At 65.3% G+C, this 16014-nt stretch carries 17 protein-coding genes and 1 tRNA gene; 9 read left to right on the top strand and 9 right to left on the bottom strand.

Annotation, left to right across the window (positions count from 1 at the left end; translation table 11 throughout):
- Nucleotides 1–178 precede the first annotated feature (178 nt).
- Together PSK12I2_RS0105645 and rfbD are read left to right on the top strand one after the other, a co-directional pair.
- Nucleotides 179–1024: a sigma-54 dependent transcriptional regulator gene (locus PSK12I2_RS0105645; protein WP_027597623.1), complete on the top strand. Its 846-nt coding sequence runs from the start codon at nt 179–181 to the stop codon at nt 1022–1024.
- Between the two features lie 250 nt (nt 1025–1274).
- A complete protein-coding gene (gene rfbD / locus PSK12I2_RS0105640) occupies nt 1275–2159 on the top strand; it encodes a dTDP-4-dehydrorhamnose reductase (protein ID WP_027597622.1) in 885 nt (294 codons plus the stop codon).
- Nucleotides 2160–2231: 72 nt separating this feature from the next.
- On the opposite strand, the gene PSK12I2_RS0105635 is transcribed toward rfbD, so the two are convergent.
- A complete protein-coding gene (locus PSK12I2_RS0105635) occupies nt 2232–3800 on the bottom strand; it encodes a catalase (RefSeq protein WP_027597621.1) in 1569 nt (522 codons plus the stop codon).
- 260 nt (nt 3801–4060) lie between these two features.
- Here PSK12I2_RS0105635 and PSK12I2_RS24810 point away from each other — a divergent pair, with 260 nt between their 5' ends.
- Nucleotides 4061–4321: a hypothetical protein gene (locus PSK12I2_RS24810; RefSeq protein ID WP_139346994.1), complete on the top strand. Its 261-nt coding sequence runs from the start codon at nt 4061–4063 to the stop codon at nt 4319–4321.
- An 88-nt stretch (nt 4322–4409) separates the two neighbouring features.
- Nucleotides 4410–4616, top strand: coding sequence for a carbon storage regulator (locus PSK12I2_RS0105625; protein ID WP_017640335.1), 207 nt, complete (start codon nt 4410–4412; stop codon nt 4614–4616).
- Nucleotides 4617–4637: 21 nt separating this feature from the next.
- Here PSK12I2_RS0105625 and PSK12I2_RS0105620 read toward each other — a convergent pair whose 3' ends face one another.
- On the bottom strand, nt 4638–5108 hold the full coding sequence (locus PSK12I2_RS0105620; protein ID WP_007162776.1) for a hypothetical protein: 471 nt from the start codon (nt 5106–5108) through the stop codon (nt 4638–4640).
- A 590-nt stretch (nt 5109–5698) separates the two neighbouring features.
- Here PSK12I2_RS0105620 and PSK12I2_RS0105615 point away from each other — a divergent pair.
- A complete protein-coding gene (locus tag PSK12I2_RS0105615) occupies nt 5699–5977 on the top strand; it encodes a hypothetical protein (RefSeq protein WP_027597619.1) in 279 nt (92 codons plus the stop codon).
- Between the two features lie 59 nt (nt 5978–6036).
- Here the strand turns inward: PSK12I2_RS0105615 and PSK12I2_RS0105610 are convergent.
- The 5 genes from PSK12I2_RS0105610 to dapA all read right to left on the bottom strand — a co-directional run bounded on the left by PSK12I2_RS0105610 (nt 6037) and on the right by dapA (nt 9849).
- A tRNA-Ser gene (locus PSK12I2_RS0105610) sits at nt 6037–6126 on the bottom strand.
- A gap of 80 nt (nt 6127–6206) precedes the next feature.
- Nucleotides 6207–6917 carry a phosphoribosylaminoimidazolesuccinocarboxamide synthase gene (gene purC / locus PSK12I2_RS0105605; protein ID WP_007162774.1) on the bottom strand — a complete coding sequence of 237 codons (711 nt, stop codon included), beginning with the start codon at nt 6915–6917 and terminating at the stop codon, nt 6207–6209.
- A 157-nt stretch (nt 6918–7074) separates the two neighbouring features.
- The gene (locus tag PSK12I2_RS0105600; RefSeq protein WP_027597618.1) at nt 7075–7833 is read right to left on the bottom strand and encodes an MBL fold metallo-hydrolase; all 759 of its coding nucleotides are present in this window, start codon (nt 7831–7833) and stop codon (nt 7075–7077) included.
- Nucleotides 7772–8956, bottom strand: a complete 1185-nt coding sequence (bamC, locus tag PSK12I2_RS0105595; protein WP_007162772.1) for an outer membrane protein assembly factor BamC — start codon at nt 8954–8956, stop codon at nt 7772–7774. Before bamC ends, PSK12I2_RS0105600 begins: the two co-directional genes overlap by 62 nt.
- 14 nt (nt 8957–8970) lie before the next feature.
- Nucleotides 8971–9849, bottom strand: a complete 879-nt coding sequence (gene dapA / locus PSK12I2_RS0105590) for a 4-hydroxy-tetrahydrodipicolinate synthase (RefSeq protein WP_007162771.1) — start codon at nt 9847–9849, stop codon at nt 8971–8973.
- A gap of 153 nt (nt 9850–10002) precedes the next feature.
- Here dapA and PSK12I2_RS0105585 point away from each other — a divergent pair, with 153 nt between their 5' ends.
- Together PSK12I2_RS0105585 and PSK12I2_RS0105580 are read left to right on the top strand one after the other, a co-directional pair.
- Entirely contained in the window at nt 10003–10563 is a 561-nt protein-coding gene (locus PSK12I2_RS0105585) for a glycine cleavage system protein R (protein ID WP_007162770.1), read from the top strand.
- Between the two features lie 22 nt (nt 10564–10585).
- Nucleotides 10586–11059 carry a peroxiredoxin gene (locus PSK12I2_RS0105580; protein ID WP_027597617.1) on the top strand — a complete coding sequence of 158 codons (474 nt, stop codon included), beginning with the start codon at nt 10586–10588 and terminating at the stop codon, nt 11057–11059.
- Here PSK12I2_RS0105580 and PSK12I2_RS0105575 read toward each other — a convergent pair whose 3' ends face one another.
- Nucleotides 11060–11314, bottom strand: a complete 255-nt coding sequence (locus PSK12I2_RS0105575; protein WP_007162768.1) for a sulfurtransferase TusA family protein — start codon at nt 11312–11314, stop codon at nt 11060–11062.
- 96 nt (nt 11315–11410) lie between these two features.
- Between PSK12I2_RS0105575 and PSK12I2_RS0105570 the strand changes: the two genes are divergently transcribed.
- The gene (locus PSK12I2_RS0105570; RefSeq protein ID WP_007162767.1) at nt 11411–12850 is read left to right on the top strand and encodes a M48 family metalloprotease; all 1440 of its coding nucleotides are present in this window, start codon (nt 11411–11413) and stop codon (nt 12848–12850) included.
- Between the two features lie 17 nt (nt 12851–12867).
- Here the strand turns inward: PSK12I2_RS0105570 and nadA are convergent, their stop codons facing one another.
- On the bottom strand, nt 12868–13926 hold the full coding sequence (gene nadA / locus PSK12I2_RS0105565; protein ID WP_007162766.1) for a quinolinate synthase NadA: 1059 nt from the start codon (nt 13924–13926) through the stop codon (nt 12868–12870).
- A gap of 213 nt (nt 13927–14139) precedes the next feature.
- Here nadA and PSK12I2_RS0105560 point away from each other — a divergent pair, with 213 nt between their 5' ends.
- Nucleotides 14140–15993, top strand: coding sequence for a pyruvate kinase (locus PSK12I2_RS0105560; RefSeq protein WP_027597616.1), 1854 nt, complete (start codon nt 14140–14142; stop codon nt 15991–15993).
- The last annotated feature ends 21 nt before the right edge of the window (nt 15994–16014 follow it).

Here is a 16014-nt window from a genome sequence, read left to right as displayed (position 1 = left end):
ACACGACAGAACGTCCAGACAGTGAGTCTCCCGGCCGTTCAAGAGACCCCGTGGCCGACACAGGGATTCCCTGCATGCCGAGTACCAAGGGATCGCGCTCCGCCCAAAAAACCAATCGATATTAAAAAATAGCTAAAGCTTATTTTTAGATATATTAAATGGCCGCTAGGATGAGGCTTTGACTGCCCGCGATATCGCCATGCCGACGCTCTCCTCCGACCTCCTGATCGTGCCCGCGGAGCAACAAAGCTCCCTGACCATCCGCGCCAAGGCCCTGGCCTTCGCCGACCCGCGTTCGCGGCAACTGCTCGAGCACCTGGATGCCCTGGCGCCGCGCCCCTCCCCCGTGGTGCTGACGGGCGAATGGGGCACCGGGCGCGAATTGCTGGCGCGACGGCTCCACGAGCGCAGCGGCCGCACCGGACTGTTCAGCAGCCTCGACTGCGCCTCGCTCAGTCGTCGGCATGCTGCGGCCGAACTCTTTGGCTATGTCCCACGCGCCTATGCCGGCACCTCGGGCAGTCGGGTGGGCTGGTTCGGTACCGCCCACGGGGGCAGCCTCTATCTCGACGAGATCGCCGACCTCTCCCGCCCGCTGCAGGAGGAGCTGGTCGAGGTCCTGTCCGACGGAAGCATCCTGCGGCTCGGCAGCAGTCAGCGCACCTCGGTGGACGTCCGCCTGATCGCCGGCTCCAGTATCGATCTGGCGCTGGCCGTCGCAGCCGGCCACTTCGACGAACGCCTCTGGCAACGCCTCGCGCCGGGGCAGGTGGCGGTACCGCCCCTGCGCGAGCGACCGGCCGATCTGCTCCCCCTCGCCCGGCATTTCCTCAGACTGCATGCCGAACGTCTCGACCGGACACCCCCGGAATTGACGGCTGAGGACGAAGCCGCGCTGATCGCCTATCCCTGGCCGGGAAACATTCGCGAACTTGAACAGGTTCTCCATACCGCGCTGCTAACTGCCTCGACGTCCGGACTCCAGCTTGGCAAGCTGCTGCCACTGTCCCTGGTACCCCGCTGAACTCTGCCGACAGACGGCAGTCCTAGGCGCGTACCCTTGTTCGAGTCCCAGCATGACCACCCTGTCCATCCTGTCGATGCCCACTCCGCCATAGTCTGCGGCGGCCATCTTTCCCCAGGAAAGATGATCGGAATCCTCGTTTTGTCGCCTCGCGCGGCAGGCGTTGATTCGTGTGGGAAAAGCCCAGGGCTTTTCAGGAATCGATCGACAGGACGTACGTCTTCCGCTGAAGACGTTCAGGCATGCTTTCATGAATATTGTGATCACTGGCCGTTCCGGCCAAGTTTCGCGCGCCTTGCAGCGCGAGTTCGGTAGCACCCATCAATTGACCGTGCTGGGTCAGGCGGATCTCGATCTGGCCCAAACCGGGCAACTGCGCGCGGCCTTCGACCGGCTGGAACCCGACCTCATCCTCAACGCCGCCGCCTATACCGCCGTGGATCAGGCTGAGGCGGAAATCGAACGCGCCGAGGCGATCAACGCCCGGGCACCGCAGATCCTGGCCGAGTTGGCGCGTGAGCGGGATATCCCCTTCGTGCACTATTCATCCGACTACGTCTTCGATGGCCGGGGGCATCAGCCCTATACCGAGGCTTGCGCGCCGGCGCCGCTGAGCGTCTACGGCCGCTCCAAGCTGGCGGGCGAACAGGCGGTACTGGCGGCCGGTGGCCGCGCCCTGGTGCTGCGTACCTCCTGGGTCTACTCCCATGATGGCCAGTGCTTCTTCAACACCATGCGCCAGCTGCTGGCCGAGCGCGACGAACTCCACGTAGTGGAGGATCAGCTCGGCGCCCCCACCTGGGCGCCTACGATCGCCACGGCCACCCGCCAACTGGTCGAACGTCTGCTGGAGCATGGCGATGTCGGCGGTCTCTATCACTTGACCAATGCAGGCCAGACCTCCTGGTACGGCTTCGCCGCCGCCATCGCCGCACGTCTGGAGCGACGCGGCGAACTGCGTGCCCGCCTCTATCCCACCACGACCGCACATTACCCCACGCCGGCGACGCGACCGCTCTATTCGTGTCTCGACTGCAGCAAGGTCGAAGCGGTCCTGCCGAACGCCCTGCCGGACTGGCAGGCCGACTTCGACCGCTGCTGGGCGCGGTTCGAACGCGATAGAACGCTGAATTGAGCGGGCCGGACCCCGGCGGCGCCTGCCCGCCGGGTCGCCTCGGCTTCAGCCGCAGGCGACGGCGTCCCCCCCTCAACGGCTCTCCCGTTCCCCACCCTGGTAGGTGGGTTCAGCCACGTCCTCGTTGGGCGCAGGATGGCCCGGCAGATTCGGTAGCGCCTTGGCCCTTTCCAGGTCGATGCCGGCGCCCTGGGCCACCCGGGTGCCATAGTCCGGATCGCAGTGCCAAAAGTGCCAGACCATGCGCAACTGGATGTCTTCGGGACAGGCCTGCATGTCGGCGACCAGGTTGGCGATGAGATCGTCCCTTTCCCAGTCTTCGAAGCTGCGATAGCGCGCACCGGTCTGCTGGTAGTCAGCAGCCGTCTTGCGGGATTGATAGCGCCCCAGATGGCCTTCGATCCATTGACGATACTCGTGCTGCGGCCGCGGCGCCTCGCTCAGGCCACCCTGGGAGCTGGGCTCGTAATTGACGTGGGGATTGCTCCCGCTGCGATCCACCTGCAGCGCCATCTGGCCATCGCGCTGATTGGTGGCGTAGGGGCATTTGGGCGCATTGATCGGCAATTGCAGATAGTTGGCGCCGACCCGATAGCGCTGGGTATCGGAATAGGACAGCGTCCGCCCCTGCAGCATCTTGTCGTCGGAAAAGTCGATGCCCTCCACCAGCACCCCCGTGCCGAAGGCGGCCTGCTCGGTTTCGGCGAAGACGTTCGAGGGATTGCGATCCAGCACCAGCCGGCCCACCGGCAGCAGGGGAAACTGGTCTTCCGGCCAGCGCTTGGTGTCGTCCAGGGGATCGAAGGGCAATTCGTCGTGCGCCTCGTCCGCCATGATCTGCACGCACATCTCCCACTCGGGATAGTCACCCCGCTCGATGGCGTCGTAGAGATCCCGACTGGCATGGCCCACGTCGTACTTCTGGATCTCGGCCGCCTGCTCGCTGGTGAGATTCCGGATGCCCTGCTTGGGCTCGAAGGAGAACTTGCACAGCACCGCCACGCCCTGGTCGTTGACCAGCTTGTAGGTGTTCACGCTGGAACCCTGCATGTGCCGATAGTCTGCGGGGATGCCCCAGGGGCTCTTCACCCAGGTCACCATGTGCAGCGCTTCCGGGTGATGCTGGACGAAGTCGTAGAAGCGCCAGGGCTCCTGGCGATTGGTGATGGGGTCGGGCTTGAAGGCATGGATCATGTCGGGAAACTTGATGGCGTCGCGAATGAAGAACACCTTCAGGTTGTTGCCCACCAGATCCCAGTTGCCGTCCTCGGTATAGAACTTGATCGCGAAGCCCCGCGGATCGCGCGCGGTCTCGGGCGACTCCTTGGCCCCGATGACGGTGGAGAACCTCAGGAAGACCGGCGTCTTCACCCCGGTTTTGGTCAGCACCTTGGCACAGGTGTAGCGGCTGGCGGGTTCGTCGCCGATGGTGCCATAGGCCTCGAACCAGCCATGGGCGGCGGTGCCCCGGGCATGCACCACTCGCTCGGGCACCCGCTCCCGATCGAAATGGGTGATCTTCTCGATGAACTGGTAGTTTTCCAGCGTGGCGGGGCCCCGCTCGCCCACGCTGCGCAGGCTTTGGTTGTCCCGTACCGGATGACCCTGGCGGGTCGTGAGAGTGATCTTGTCGTCGCTCATGGTGGTCTCCAGGCTAGTCACGTCGAACACTGCAGTGACCGGGCCTGTCCGCGGCAGTTGTCAGCCGTCAGACGAGCTGTCCGGAGACGAAACGGCGCCCGGGCCGCTTCTGCTGACCACCCGGGGCTCTAGCCGCTACCTCTCGTCCGTTCGGCGGAAAAAATCGCTGATCGCGCTATCGATCCCATCCAGACTGTTCATCAGCAGTCGATAAGACTCACGGCGATACTCTCCAACAAGAACAGCAGCCGGAGCTTCCCATGCCAGAAGAATACGAAAGCGATCCGCACCCCTGCTCGAAACCGGCGGGGCATTCCGACTTCAACGAAATGGCTGCCGCCGTCGCCGCCGCCATCTCCGTCTGGGCTCTGACCACCCTGGTCGCCTTGCTCGCGGGTTATCACGGCAGCGGTCCGACCAATGCCATCAACCTGCTGGTGGTCCTTGCGGGCGCTCTGGGATTCGTTGGAAGGCGCTGGCAACTGGGGCGTCGGTGTTGCTCAATACATCGCGCCAGATAACCGGCGGAGCCCAACAATCTGTCTACTGATTCTCACCAGAGGCGGAGCTGGTTATCATCGGCGCCCTGAAATCATGGCAGGGATGCTCATGTCTTATCTGGTCTTGACCCGTCGCACCGACGAAATCATCAACCTTTCCCTGAAGCCGGGGGCCGATGAAGAACAGGTGCTGGATCTGCTATTCAATGGCGGCATCAACATCCGCATCCTCAAGGTGCAGGGCGACCGCGTGCAGGTAGGCATCCAGGCGCCGACCGACATCAGCGTGATGCGGCAGGAATTGCTGCCCTTCTGAGTCGCCGCTGACCGACCGTCGCTACCGCAACCAGGGCGAGTTGCGGTTGCGCACGTACTCGAAGCGCCCCTCCAGACCACGCCATTCAACACCTTGCCAGAGCTCCGGCGCCAGCGTGCCTTCGGCCTGCAGATCCGCTCGATAGTGGGCGAAGAACGGCTGGCCGTCGCGCAGGACGATGACGTTGTGGCGCTCTTCGATCTGGGCGATGAGATCCAGGACGGCTTCGGCCGAGCGGCCGCCGCTCAGGCAATAGCAGCTGCCATATTGATGCAGCATGCTTTCGAAGCGGTAACGATAGAGAGTGCAGCGATCGGTCTCGAGGTGAACGCTCTGCCCCTTGGCATCCTGCAGGGCATGGTGGACGCAGTGGTCGCAGTCCTCGAATTCCTGACGCGACTCCACCCATTCACCGAGAAACTGCTTCTTCCACCGCCATACCAGCAGCCCACGATCTTCAGGCCGGGAATACACGCTGACCTTGTAGAACATCGCTCGACTCCTCTTATTGTTATGCGCCGAAGCCACCGTCCAATGGCTGCCGCTTGCCGCTCGGCCATCGGAGGTCGCACGCTCTGAGGCGTGCCTTTCCAGCATCGCTCCATTTGCCTGAGGCGTCCAGCCATTCCCGGGCGCTGGCCCCTACCGCTCGACGGTACGCAGCTACCGCAAACGGCCCTGGATGCGACATGAAGCGCCGCGGCTTCGTCCAACTTCCATACAAGATGACATCGGGTCTGCCGGCCGCTTTATCGCCTCGAGATCACGCAAGACCGCCATTCCAGAGCCGGATACAACAAGGGTACAAGTTCTGGTACCGCCCATCAGGCAAGGCGATATTGGCTGCTCAAGACGATTCCGGCGAACTAGTATTCGGCCAACCGTGATCGCCAGGAGTGGTCGAAATCGCAGCCCTGACAAGGACTTGGACGGTCCCGGTGCCCAGGCAACCGCGCCTGGTCGCGTTCGGATCCCTGACCGGCTGAACGCCTTTTCGCGAATCGCCAGCAGCAGGGCCTGCAGCCGCCCTGGCCATCCAGGGCGGCGCCTCGGTGAACCCCTTATCCACTCAAGGACCTTTTATGACTGGCCTGGATAGCGACTGCAAAGAGGCGCTCCGTTATGCCATCAGAAACTGTCCCGCGCGCACGACGGGCCAGCTGGCGGCCATCGACTATGCCGAACGGGCCATCCGCCAGGGCCTGAACGCCCTCTCCCCCCTGGAGCAGAAGACGCTGGCCCTGGAGCTGGGTTTCTGGCTAAGCCATTACCAGCGGATCCAGGAATTCTCCGCTCCTGGCCCAGCCGATGCAGAGACCGCGCAGACGCCTGCAGCCTCCCCTACCCGCAAGATCGACTAGCCAATCCGCAGGCAATAAAAAACCCCGAGGTGCCTGGCACGCTCGGGGTTTTCCGTATTTGGCGGAGAGATAGGGATTTGAACCCTAGGAGCCATTGCTGACTCAACGGATTTCGAATCCGTCCCGTTCGACCACTCCGGCATCTCTCCAACGCGGCGCATGATACCAGTCATGCGGGCAAAAGCGAACAAGCAATTGCAAAAAAAGCTCTGGTATCAGCGGCTTGCGTTTAGAGCGGGACACCCAGGCGCTGGGCGACCTCTTCGTAGGCCTCGATCACGCCGCCCAGACCCTGGCGGAAGCGATCCTTGTCCATCTTCTTGCGGGTTTCCTTGTCCCACAGGCGGCTGCCGTCCGGGCTGAATTCGTCGCCCAGCACGACCTTGCCGTGGAACAGGCCGAATTCCAGCTTGAAGTCCACCAGCAGCAGACCGGCGTCGTCGAACAGCTGCTTGAGGATGTCGTTGATGCGGAAGGTCAGCGCCTTCATCTCGGCCAACTGGTCGAGAGTGGCCCAGCCAAAGGCCTGAACATGGCTTTCGTTGACCATGGGGTCGTGCAGCGCATCGTTCTTCAGGAAGAGTTCGAAGGTCGGCGGCGTCAGCTCCAGGCCCTCCTCCACGCCCAGGCGGCGCACCAGGCTGCCAGCGGCGAAGTTGCGCACCACGCATTCCACCGGAATCATCTCGAGCTTCTTGACCAGGCATTCGTTGTCGCCCAGCAGCTGCTCGAACTGGGTGGGAATGCCGGCCGCTTCGAGCTTCTGCATGACGAAGGCATTGAACTTGTTGTTCACCATGCCCTTGCGCTCGAGTTGCTCGATGCGCTCGCCATCGAAGGCAGAGGTGTCGTTGCGGAACAACAGGACCAGGCGATCGGGATCGTCGGTGGTGAATACCGACTTGGCCTTGCCACGGTAGAGTTCTGCGCGTTTTTCCATCTTGGACTCCGGTTCGAAGGGCTTGCAGGCTGTGGACGAACGCAGGTGAGACGACCGGTTCGGGACGAGTACAGCCGGGAAGCGCAGTTTACATAGGATCGTGGATCTTTTGGCCGTGCAGCAACGCCCGACCGCTAAAGAAAAACCGGTCAGCGCCTCAGGCGATGGCCTGCCACTCCAGCCCCTGCTGCTGATCGGCGATCTGCAGCCAGTCCGCATCGCAGCCCAGCACATTGCTGAAGCAGGCGCGGGCGAGCCAGGGGTTGTTGTTCTTCTCGCTCAGGTGGGCGAGCACCAGATGCTGCAGGCCCGGACAGGCCAGCTCCATCACCAGCTCGGCCGATTGCCGGTTGTTGAGATGACCGCGCACCCCGCCGACCCGTGCCTTGAGGTGATAGGGATAAGGGCCCGCGGCGAGCATGTTGCTGTCGTGGTTGGCTTCGATCACCAGGGCATCCAGGCCACGGTAATGCGCCAGCACCCCAGGGGTGGCCTCGCCGAGATCGGTGAGCACGCCCAGGCGCTTGCGGCCATCGTCGAAGACGAACTGGGTCGGCTCCAGGGCGTCATGGGACACCTGCACCACGGTCACTTCCAGCGCGTCCAGCACCAGCCGTTCGCCGTCCACCAGCAGGCCCTGGGCGGCCACCGGCTTGCGCAGGCCGCGACCGGTACCGGCGCTGTAATAGACCGGCACCCCGTGCTTGCGCGCCAGGAGCTCGACGCCCTGCACGTGATCGGAGTGTTCGTGGGTGACCAGGACGGCATCCAGCTGGGCAGGTACTACGCCCAGCCGGGCCAGACGACGTTCGGCTTCCCGCAGGGAGAAGCCGCAGTCGATCAGCACATAGCTGTTATGGCTGTGCACCAGGGTCGAGTTGCCCCGACTGCCGCTGCCCAGGATTGCGAAGCGCATACTGCATGCTCGTCTGAAGCTTTTTCAGCACGCCTTCGGCGATGTCCTGGGGTGCTGCGGTGTTGATGGTCTTGTCCAGGGTGACCTGGACGGTATTGCCTACCGAGGTGAGGCGCACCTGGAAGCGCCGTGCGCGGGCGTCTTCCTCTTCCTTGGTCTCGCCCTTGCCAAACATGCGGCCGAAGAAGCCCGGCTTGCGCTCTTCGGGCTTCTGCGCGCCTTCGGCGATGTTCACGTAGTAGACGCCCAGGCTGCGATCCATGTCGTCGACGCGGATGTCGGCGCCTTCGATGGCGCGACCCACGCTGGACCAGGCGCGATTCAGATCGCTTTCCAGCACCAGCATGGGCACGCCACTGCCGTCGACCTCGTAGGTCACGCGCTCGGGGGTATCGTAGCCACCAGCGGCCAGCAGCGAGACCGAGCCACTGCCCTGCTCGCTGCGGTCCAGGCCGGCCAGCACCTGATTCAGCAGGGCGTCATCGAGTGCCGAGCTGTTCTGGCTGCTGGACCAGGACGGCTCGCTGGAGCTGCCCTGGCTGCGGGTCTGGGTCTGGATGAAGATTTCGCTGCTGCCCGATTGCACGCCCGGCTCGATGCGCAGGCGGGTGCGCAGCTCGTTGCCCGGCTGCAGGCGGCCGTTGGTGCTCAGACTGCGGGCCAGCGGGGTCGACAGCTCGGTGGGCGCCTGCCAGGCGGTGATGATCTCACCGGTCTGCGGACGCTCTTCGGCAATGCGGAAGCCGTTGTCGGTCAGGTACTGACGGGCCACCGGCCAGACGCTGGCGGGGACCTTCTGGGCGGCCAGCCAGCGGGCGTTGCCGCTGCGCTGCACGCTGAACTGTTCGTTGCCACTGCCCTGGACGGCCAGCGCCTGGGGTTTCGGCACTTCGAAGCCATAGGAGCGATTCTGGGTATCGGCCACGTTGGCCGGAATCGGCAGCAGCGGATCCATCGGCTTGGCCTGGACATCGGTCGGCACCTGCATCGGGCCGGTTTCGCGGGCTTCGAGATAGTCATTGCCGCGATCGCGGAAATAACCATGCTCGCCCCACACCCAGCTGCAGCCACTGGCGGTGGCCACGGCCAGACCCAGCGTCGTCAAACCCAGAACACGTTTCATCGACTGCTTCCTAATCACGCCAGCACTCCCGCCTGACGCAGGGCCTGACGTACCACTTCGTGGCAGCGCGAGCTCAGCCAGGTCAGCGGCAGGCGGATACCGGCGTCGATCATGCCCATTTCATGCAGGGCCCACTTCACCGGGATCGGATTCGATTCGATGAACAGATTCTTGTGCAGCGGCATCAGCTGTTCGTTGAGCGCGCGTGCGGTGTCGGCATCGCCCCGCATGGCGGCGGCGCAGAGTTCGCTCATGGCGCGCGGCGCGACGTTGGCGGTCACCGAGATGTTGCCCTTGCCGCCCAGCAGCATGAGTTCGGCGGCGGTGGCGTCATCGCCCGAGTAGACCAGGAAGTCCTTGCCGACACGGGAGAGGATGTCGCGGGCGCGCGCCAGGTCGCCGGTGGCTTCCTTGATACCGATGATGTTCGGCACCTTGGCCAGGCGCTCGACGGTCTCGGCCAGCATGTCGCAGGCGGTACGGCCCGGCACGTTGTAGAGGATCTGCGGAATGGCGACGGTTTCGGCGATCATGCGGAAGTGCTGGTACAGCCCTTCCTGGGTCGGCTTGTTGTAGTAGGGCACGACCAGCAGACAGGCGTCGGCGCCCGCGTCCTTGGCGGCGCGGGTCAGGTCGATGGCCTCACGGGTGGAATTGCCACCGGTGCCGGCGATGACCGGGATGCGGCCCTTGACCTGCTCGACCACATGACGGATCACGGCAACGTGCTCGTCGACGTCGACCGTGGCGGATTCACCCGAGGTGCCCACCGCGACGATGGCGTCGGTGCCTTCGGCGAGATGGAAGTCCACCAGCTTGGTCAGGTTGTCCCAGTCGATACGCCCCTGGGCGTCCATAGGGGTGACCAGCGCCACCATGCTCCCCGCAATCATGCAACCGCTCCTGCCGGAAAAAGAGAGCGGTAATGGTACTGACGCCTCTGCGCCAGCACAAGCAACGCGCCCCCAACGGGCATTCCCCCCGCGAGCGCTTTTCGCTACCCTTTCGCCTTTGCCAGTCTGTAATTCCCCCTGCCAGGAAGCCTAATGTCCGCCACCCCCCCGATTCGCGAACAATTTCTCGTCATCAGCGCGCTGGGCGCCAACCCCATGGAGCTGACCAACGTGCTCTACCGCAGCTGCATGGACAACCGCTGCGCAGTGGTCAGCAGCCGGCTGAGCCGGCACGGGGAATACAGCGCGCTGATCCTGCAGGTCTCCGGCAACTGGGACGGCCTGGCGCGCCTCGAAGGCGGCCTCGCCGGCCTCGGCAAGCGTCACGGCTTCACCGTCGGCGTCACCCGCAGCGCCGCCCTGGAGAATCGCCCCCAGGCCCTGCCGTACGTCGTCTATGTCAGTGCCGCCTATCGCCCGGACATCCTCAACGAGCTCTGCCAGTTCTTCGCCGACCACAAGATCGAAGTGGAAAACCTGGTCTGCGATTCCTACCAGGCGCCCCAGACCGGCGGCACCATGCTCAACGCCACCATCACCGTGACCCTGCCCGCCGGCACCCAGATCAGCTGGCTGCGCGACCAGTTCCTGGATTTCGCCGACGCCCTCAATCTCGATGCCCTGATCGAGCCCTGGCGGCCGCAGAGCAATTGACGGAACCCCCAAGGAGCTGCCCATGAGCGTGACCCTCGACCAACCGCTTGCGGATTTCCAGGCCCAGGCCACCAGCGGCCTCGAGGTCTCGCCGGCCAGTCTGCGCGGCCGCCAGGCGGTGCTCTATTTCTACCCCAAGGACAACACTCCCGGCTGCACCACCCAGGGCCAGGGCTTTCGCGATCTGCACGAGCAGTTCCTCGCGGCCGACACCCAGGTCTTCGGCATCAGCCGTGACAGCCTGCGCACCCACGAGAATTTCCGTACCAAGCAGGGCTTTCCCTTCGAGCTGATCAGCGACAAGGACGAGACCCTCTGCCAGCTGTTCGACGTGATGCGACAGAAGAAGCTCTACGGCAAGGACTACATCGGCGTGGATCGCAGCACCTTCCTCATCGACCGGGAAGGCGTGGTGCGCCAGATCTGGCGCGGCGTGAAGGTCCCCGGGCACGTCGCCGAGGTCCTGGCCGCCGCCCAGGCGCTGAACAAGGCCTGATCAGGCCTTGCGCAGCCAGTAGCGGAAGGTTTCCCCCGCCACCTCTTCGCCCACCAGGGCGTGTCCCGACAGCTTGGCGAAGGTACGGAAGTCGCGTTGCGACCCGGCATCGGTCGCCACCACGGCCAGCACCTCGCCGGAAGACAGGCGGTTGAGTTCCAGCTTGGCCTTGAGCAGCGGCATGGGGCAGCTCAGGCCACTGGCGTCCAGCTGGGCGGTCACCGCGCCGGTGTAGGGTTGGCTCAGATCGGCCATGAGATTCTCCATTGGGGGCTAGGTCAGTGCCCGGGTTTGCTAGGCACCCAGACGGCGGGCCGCTAAAGTAGCCCTTTTGCGGCCACGAGTCTTGCCATGAACGTCCTGCGCCCCGCCCTGCTGTCCCTGGCGCTACTCGCCGCGCCCCATCTGGCGCAGGGAGCGAACGATCTGCCGTCACTGGGCGATGCCAGCTCTTCGATCGTCTCGCCCGAGCAGGAGTTTCAGATGGGCCGCGCCTGGCTGAGCATGTTGCGCGGCCAGGTCCCGGCTATCAACGATCCGCAGCTCAAGCAATTCGTCGAGCAGACCGTCTACAAGCTGGCCGAGACCAGCGACCTGCAGGACCACCGCCTGGTCTTCATCCTGATCAAGGATCCCGAGATCAACGCCTTCGCCGCGCCCGGCGGGGTGATCGGGGTCAATGGCGGGCTGTTCCTCAAGTCGGAGACCGAAGCCGAGTACGCGGCGGTCATGGCCCATGAGCTGGGTCACCTCATCCAGCGCCACTTCGCCCGCGGGGTGGAAAACCAGCAGCGCATGCAGTTGCCGCTGATGGCGGCCCTGCTCGCCGGCATCGTGGCCGCCGCGGCAGGCGGCGGCGATGCGGGAATCGCCGCAATCGCCTCGACCCAGGCGGCGGCCATCCAGAGCCAGTTGCGCTTTTCCCGACTCAACGAGCAGGAGGCCGACCGCGTCGGCATCGTCAATCTGGAGCGCGCCGGCTACGATCCGCGCGCCATGCCGGAGATGTTCGGTCGGCTCGCCCGGCAGTATCGCTATGACCGTACCCCGCCGGAATTCCTGCTGACCCACCCGGTCACCGATAGCCGGATCGCCGATACCCAGGCGCGTGCCGAGCGTTTTCCCAAGGGCGGCGTCGAGGATAGCAAGCGCTTCCAGCTGATGAAGGTGCGGGCTCAGATGTATTTCGAGGAAACCGCCGGCCTGCTGGTGAAGCGCTATAGAGCCCAGCTGCAGGAAAACCCGGACAACGACGCGGTCCGCTACGGCCTGGCCATGGGCCTGACCAAGCAGGGCCAGCTCAACGAGGCGCGCGACACCCTGGCGCCGCTGCTGCGCAAGGCGCCGGACGAGATCAGCTACAACCTCGCCCAGGTCGACCTGGACATCACCGCCAATCGCCTGCCCGACGCCCAGAAACGCGTGCAGCGACTGCTGGAGCTCTATCCGGACGATCTGGCGGTGAGCCTGGCCCAGGTGGACCTGCTTGGCCGCACCAAGCAGGCCAAGGCCGCCAGCCAACTGCTCGACAAGCTGCTCAAGCAGCGGCCGATCGATCCGGATCTGTGGAATCAGGCGGCGGACGTCCGCGGTCAGGCCGGCGACCTGGTCGGCGTACACCAGGCACGCGCCGAGTACTTCGCCCTCACCGGTGACTACAACCAGGCCATCCAGCAACTGGGCTTCGCCAAGCAGCGCGCCGCCAGCAACTATCAGCTGGCCGCGCGGATCGATGCCCGCCAGCAGGAGATGATTGCCCAGCGCAAGCTGAGCGAAGAAATCCTGCGCTAGCGTCCTGGGCCGCGCCCTCAGGCGTTGCCCTTGACCTTCAGCTGCAGCGCCTGGGTGAAGTCGAGCATGCGCTTGAGCGGCTTGACCGCCCGGGGGATGAGTGCCGGATCGACCAGCACCTCGCCGGAGCCGTCGAGCAGGCAGTTGAGGGTGCGCTCCAGGGTATTCATCGCCATCCACGGGCAGTGGGCGCAGCTGCGGCAGGCGGCGCCGTTGCCGGCGGTGGGCGCCTCGATGAAGGTCTTGTCCGGGCAGGCCTGCTGCATCTTGTAGAAGATGCCGCGATCGGTGGCGACGATGAACTGGCGATTGGGCAGCGTCTGGGCCGCCTTGATCATCTGGCTGGTGGAACCGACATGGTCGGCCAGTTCGATCACCGCCTCGGGCGACTCCGGATGCACCAGGATGGCCGCCTCCGGATAAAGCCGCTTGAGGTCTTCCAGCTGGCTCGCCTTGAACTCCTCATGGACGATGCAGGAGCCTTCCCAGAGCAGCATGTCGGCGCCGGTCTCGCGCTGGATATAGCGACCCAGGTGGCGATCGGGGGCCCAGAGAATGGTCTCGTCGTTGTCCATCAGGTGCTCGACGATGTCCAGCGCGCAGCCGGAGGTGACCACCCAGTCCGCCCGGGCCTTCACCGCGGCCGAGGTGTTGGCGTAGACCACCACGGTGCGCTCGGGATGCTGGTCGCAGAAGGCGGAGAATTCCTCCACCGGGCAGCCCAGGTCCAGGGAGCAGGTGGCTTCCAGGGTCGGCATCAGCACCCGCTTTTCCGGGTTGAGGATCTTGGCCGTCTCGCCCATGAACTTGACCCCGGCCACCACCACGGTGGACGCCGGATGGCGATTGCCGAACCGCGCCATCTCCAGGGAGTCGGCGACGCAACCGCCGGTCTCCTCGGCCAGCGCCTGGATCAGCGGATCGGTGTAGTAGTGGGCGAGCAGCACCGCGTTCTGCGCCTTGAGCTCGCGGGCGATGGCGGTCTTGTAGGCCGCGATCTCGTCCGGCCCGAGCGCCTTGGGCTGCTTGGCGGCCAGATGGGCCTGGACCAGGAGACGTTCGGAAATCTGCACCATGGCGGGTACCTGAAAACGGGGGTCGTCAAGGCCGCGCATCATAGCAGCATCCTGGCCGACTCCCTATGGGCGCCAGCGGCGGCCTGCGCGATGAGTGGCCATCTGCCGCTAATGTCTGGCAACACTTGGCTTTTCACTTCTCCGGCGGTCACGGGTCCGAGACAGGAACGCCCGGTGAGCGTCTCGCCTGGGCCCCGCTGCTGGAGACCTATCGTGCCGCCCCGTTCGACCTCGCGTTCCCGGACCTCCGATCACGATCTCGCCCCCCTCCTCGCTGAACTGCGCGCCCTCCAGGATGCCCTGCACCAGGCCAGCGCGGATCCGCGCCTGGATCGCCAGGCGCTCAATCCTGCCTACCATGCCAGCGCCCAGAACCTGCTCGCCTATCTGGCGTTGCGCGAGGGCGATCTGCATGGCCTGCAGCTGCGCCTCTCCGCCCTGGGGCTGTCGTCGCTAGGTCGTTCCGAAGCCGCGGTGCTGCCGGCAGTGGCGACCCTTATCAACACCCTGGAGCGACTGCTCGGCGGGAGCCCGGCGGCCCGCCCCACGGCCAAGGCCGCCAACCCGCTGGCGGATCACGCCCGCATGCTGTTCGGCTCCCCTGCCACCGAGCGGGAGGTGCGCATCATGGTCACCTTGCCGCGCGAGGCCGCGGACAACTATTCCCTGGTGCGGGGTCTGCTGGCGGCGCATATGGATTGCGTGCGCATCAACTGCGCCCACGACGAACCGGCCAGCTGGAAGCGGATGATCGAGCACGTGCGCCGTGCCAGCGCGGAGCTGGACCGGCCCTGCAAGGTGTTCATGGACCTGCCGGGCCCTAAGCTGCGTACCGGGCCCATCGCCACGGGCGCGGCGGTGCAGAAGGTGAAGCCCGAACGCGATGCCCAGGGCCGTGTCTGCCAGCCGGCGCGGATCTGGCTGACCGGCCGTCGCCAGCCGCGACCGGCGCCCTCCCCGGCAGCCGCCAGTGTCCAAGCGGGCGAACGCTGGCTGAAGGATCTGCAGGTGGGCGACTGCATCCGCCTAGTGGACACCCGGCAGGCGCAACGGCGCTGGACGGTGGTCGAGGTCGGCGACCGCGGCTGCTGGGCGGAGGCGACCAAGACCACCTACCTTGCGCCCGGACTGCGTCTGATCGTCACGCGCGAGGGGCGCAAGAGACACAGCCGCATTGGTGATTTCGCCCCGCAGCCGGGTGCCCTGCGCCTCGCCGAGGATGATCTGCTGATCCTGACTGCCGACCAGACGCCCGGCCGGCCCGCCAGCCAGGACAGCGGCGGTCGCCTGCTGACACCCGCCACCCTGGGCTGCACCCTGCCCCAGGTGTTCGCCGACGTGCGCGGCGGCGAGCCGGTCTGGTTCGACGACGGCAAGATCGGCGGGGTGATCGAAGGCGCCGATCAGGATGCGCTGCAGGTCCGTATCACCCACGCGCCGGGCGGCGCCAAGCTCAAGGGCGACAAGGGCATCAACTTTCCCCAGAGCAACCTGCGGCTGGCAGCGCTGGGCGAACAGGACCTCGCAGCCCTGGCGTTTGCCGCCGAGCACGCCGACGCCATCGAGATGTCCTTCGTCAACAGCGCCGACGACGTCCGTGCGCTGCTCGCGGAACTCGAGCGCCTGCAGGCCGAGCACCTGGGTGTGGTACTGAAGATCGAGACCCGCCGCGGTTTCGACAACCTTCCCGCACTGCTGCTGGCCGGCATGCAGCGCGGCGGCTTCGGCGTGATGATCGCCCGCGGCGACCTGGCGGTGGAAGGCGGCTTCGAGCGCCTGGCGGCGCTGCAGGAAGATATCCTCTGCCTGTGCGAAGCGGCCCACGTGCCGGTGATCTGGGCGACCCAGGTGCTGGAGAATCTGGCCAAGAAGGGTTCGCCTTCGCGCGCCGAGATCACCGATGCCGCCACCGGAGTCCGCGCCGAATGCGTGATGCTCAACAAGGGCCCGCACATCCTCAAGGCGGTCGCCACCCTGGATGAACTGCTGGTGCGGATGCAGGGCTATAACAGCAAGAAGCGCCAGATGCTGCGCAAGCTGGAGCTGGCCTCGCCCTGGGCGGACTGATCCGCCCAGGATCGGTCGGGC

Source organism: Pseudomonas sp. MOIL14HWK12:I2 (assembly GCF_000510745.1).
Lineage (GTDB): Bacteria > Pseudomonadota > Gammaproteobacteria > Pseudomonadales > Pseudomonadaceae > Chryseomonas > Chryseomonas oryzihabitans.
Note: the sequence above shows the minus strand (reverse complement) of the source record. Positions and strands in the feature narration are given on the sequence as shown.

Excerpts from the sequence above, each read along its gene's own strand:
- PSK12I2_RS0105575 (WP_007162768.1), bottom strand. The coding sequence starts at position 11,314 with ATGGCCGATCTGAGCCAACCCTACACCGGCGCGGTGACCGCCCAGCTG.
- rfbD (WP_027597622.1), top strand. The coding sequence starts at position 1,275 with ATGAATATTGTGATCACTGGCCGTTCCGGCCAAGTTTCGCGCGCCTTG.
- PSK12I2_RS0105580 (WP_027597617.1), top strand. The coding sequence starts at position 10,586 with ATGAGCGTGACCCTCGACCAACCGCTTGCGGATTTCCAGGCCCAGGCC.
- PSK12I2_RS24810 (WP_139346994.1), top strand. The coding sequence starts at position 4,061 with ATGCCAGAAGAATACGAAAGCGATCCGCACCCCTGCTCGAAACCGGCG.
- PSK12I2_RS0105625 (WP_017640335.1), top strand. The coding sequence starts at position 4,410 with ATGTCTTATCTGGTCTTGACCCGTCGCACCGACGAAATCATCAACCTT.
- PSK12I2_RS0105600 (WP_027597618.1), bottom strand. The coding sequence starts at position 7,833 with ATGCGCTTCGCAATCCTGGGCAGCGGCAGTCGGGGCAACTCGACCCTG.
- purC (WP_007162774.1), bottom strand. The coding sequence starts at position 6,917 with ATGGAAAAACGCGCAGAACTCTACCGTGGCAAGGCCAAGTCGGTATTC.
- dapA (WP_007162771.1), bottom strand. The coding sequence starts at position 9,849 with ATGATTGCGGGGAGCATGGTGGCGCTGGTCACCCCTATGGACGCCCAG.
- PSK12I2_RS0105635 (WP_027597621.1), bottom strand. The coding sequence starts at position 3,800 with ATGAGCGACGACAAGATCACTCTCACGACCCGCCAGGGTCATCCGGTA.
- PSK12I2_RS0105570 (WP_007162767.1), top strand. The coding sequence starts at position 11,411 with ATGAACGTCCTGCGCCCCGCCCTGCTGTCCCTGGCGCTACTCGCCGCG.
- PSK12I2_RS0105620 (WP_007162776.1), bottom strand. The coding sequence starts at position 5,108 with ATGTTCTACAAGGTCAGCGTGTATTCCCGGCCTGAAGATCGTGGGCTG.
- PSK12I2_RS0105615 (WP_027597619.1), top strand. The coding sequence starts at position 5,699 with ATGACTGGCCTGGATAGCGACTGCAAAGAGGCGCTCCGTTATGCCATC.
- bamC (WP_007162772.1), bottom strand. The coding sequence starts at position 8,956 with ATGAAACGTGTTCTGGGTTTGACGACGCTGGGTCTGGCCGTGGCCACC.
- nadA (WP_007162766.1), bottom strand. The coding sequence starts at position 13,926 with ATGGTGCAGATTTCCGAACGTCTCCTGGTCCAGGCCCATCTGGCCGCC.
- PSK12I2_RS0105585 (WP_007162770.1), top strand. The coding sequence starts at position 10,003 with ATGTCCGCCACCCCCCCGATTCGCGAACAATTTCTCGTCATCAGCGCG.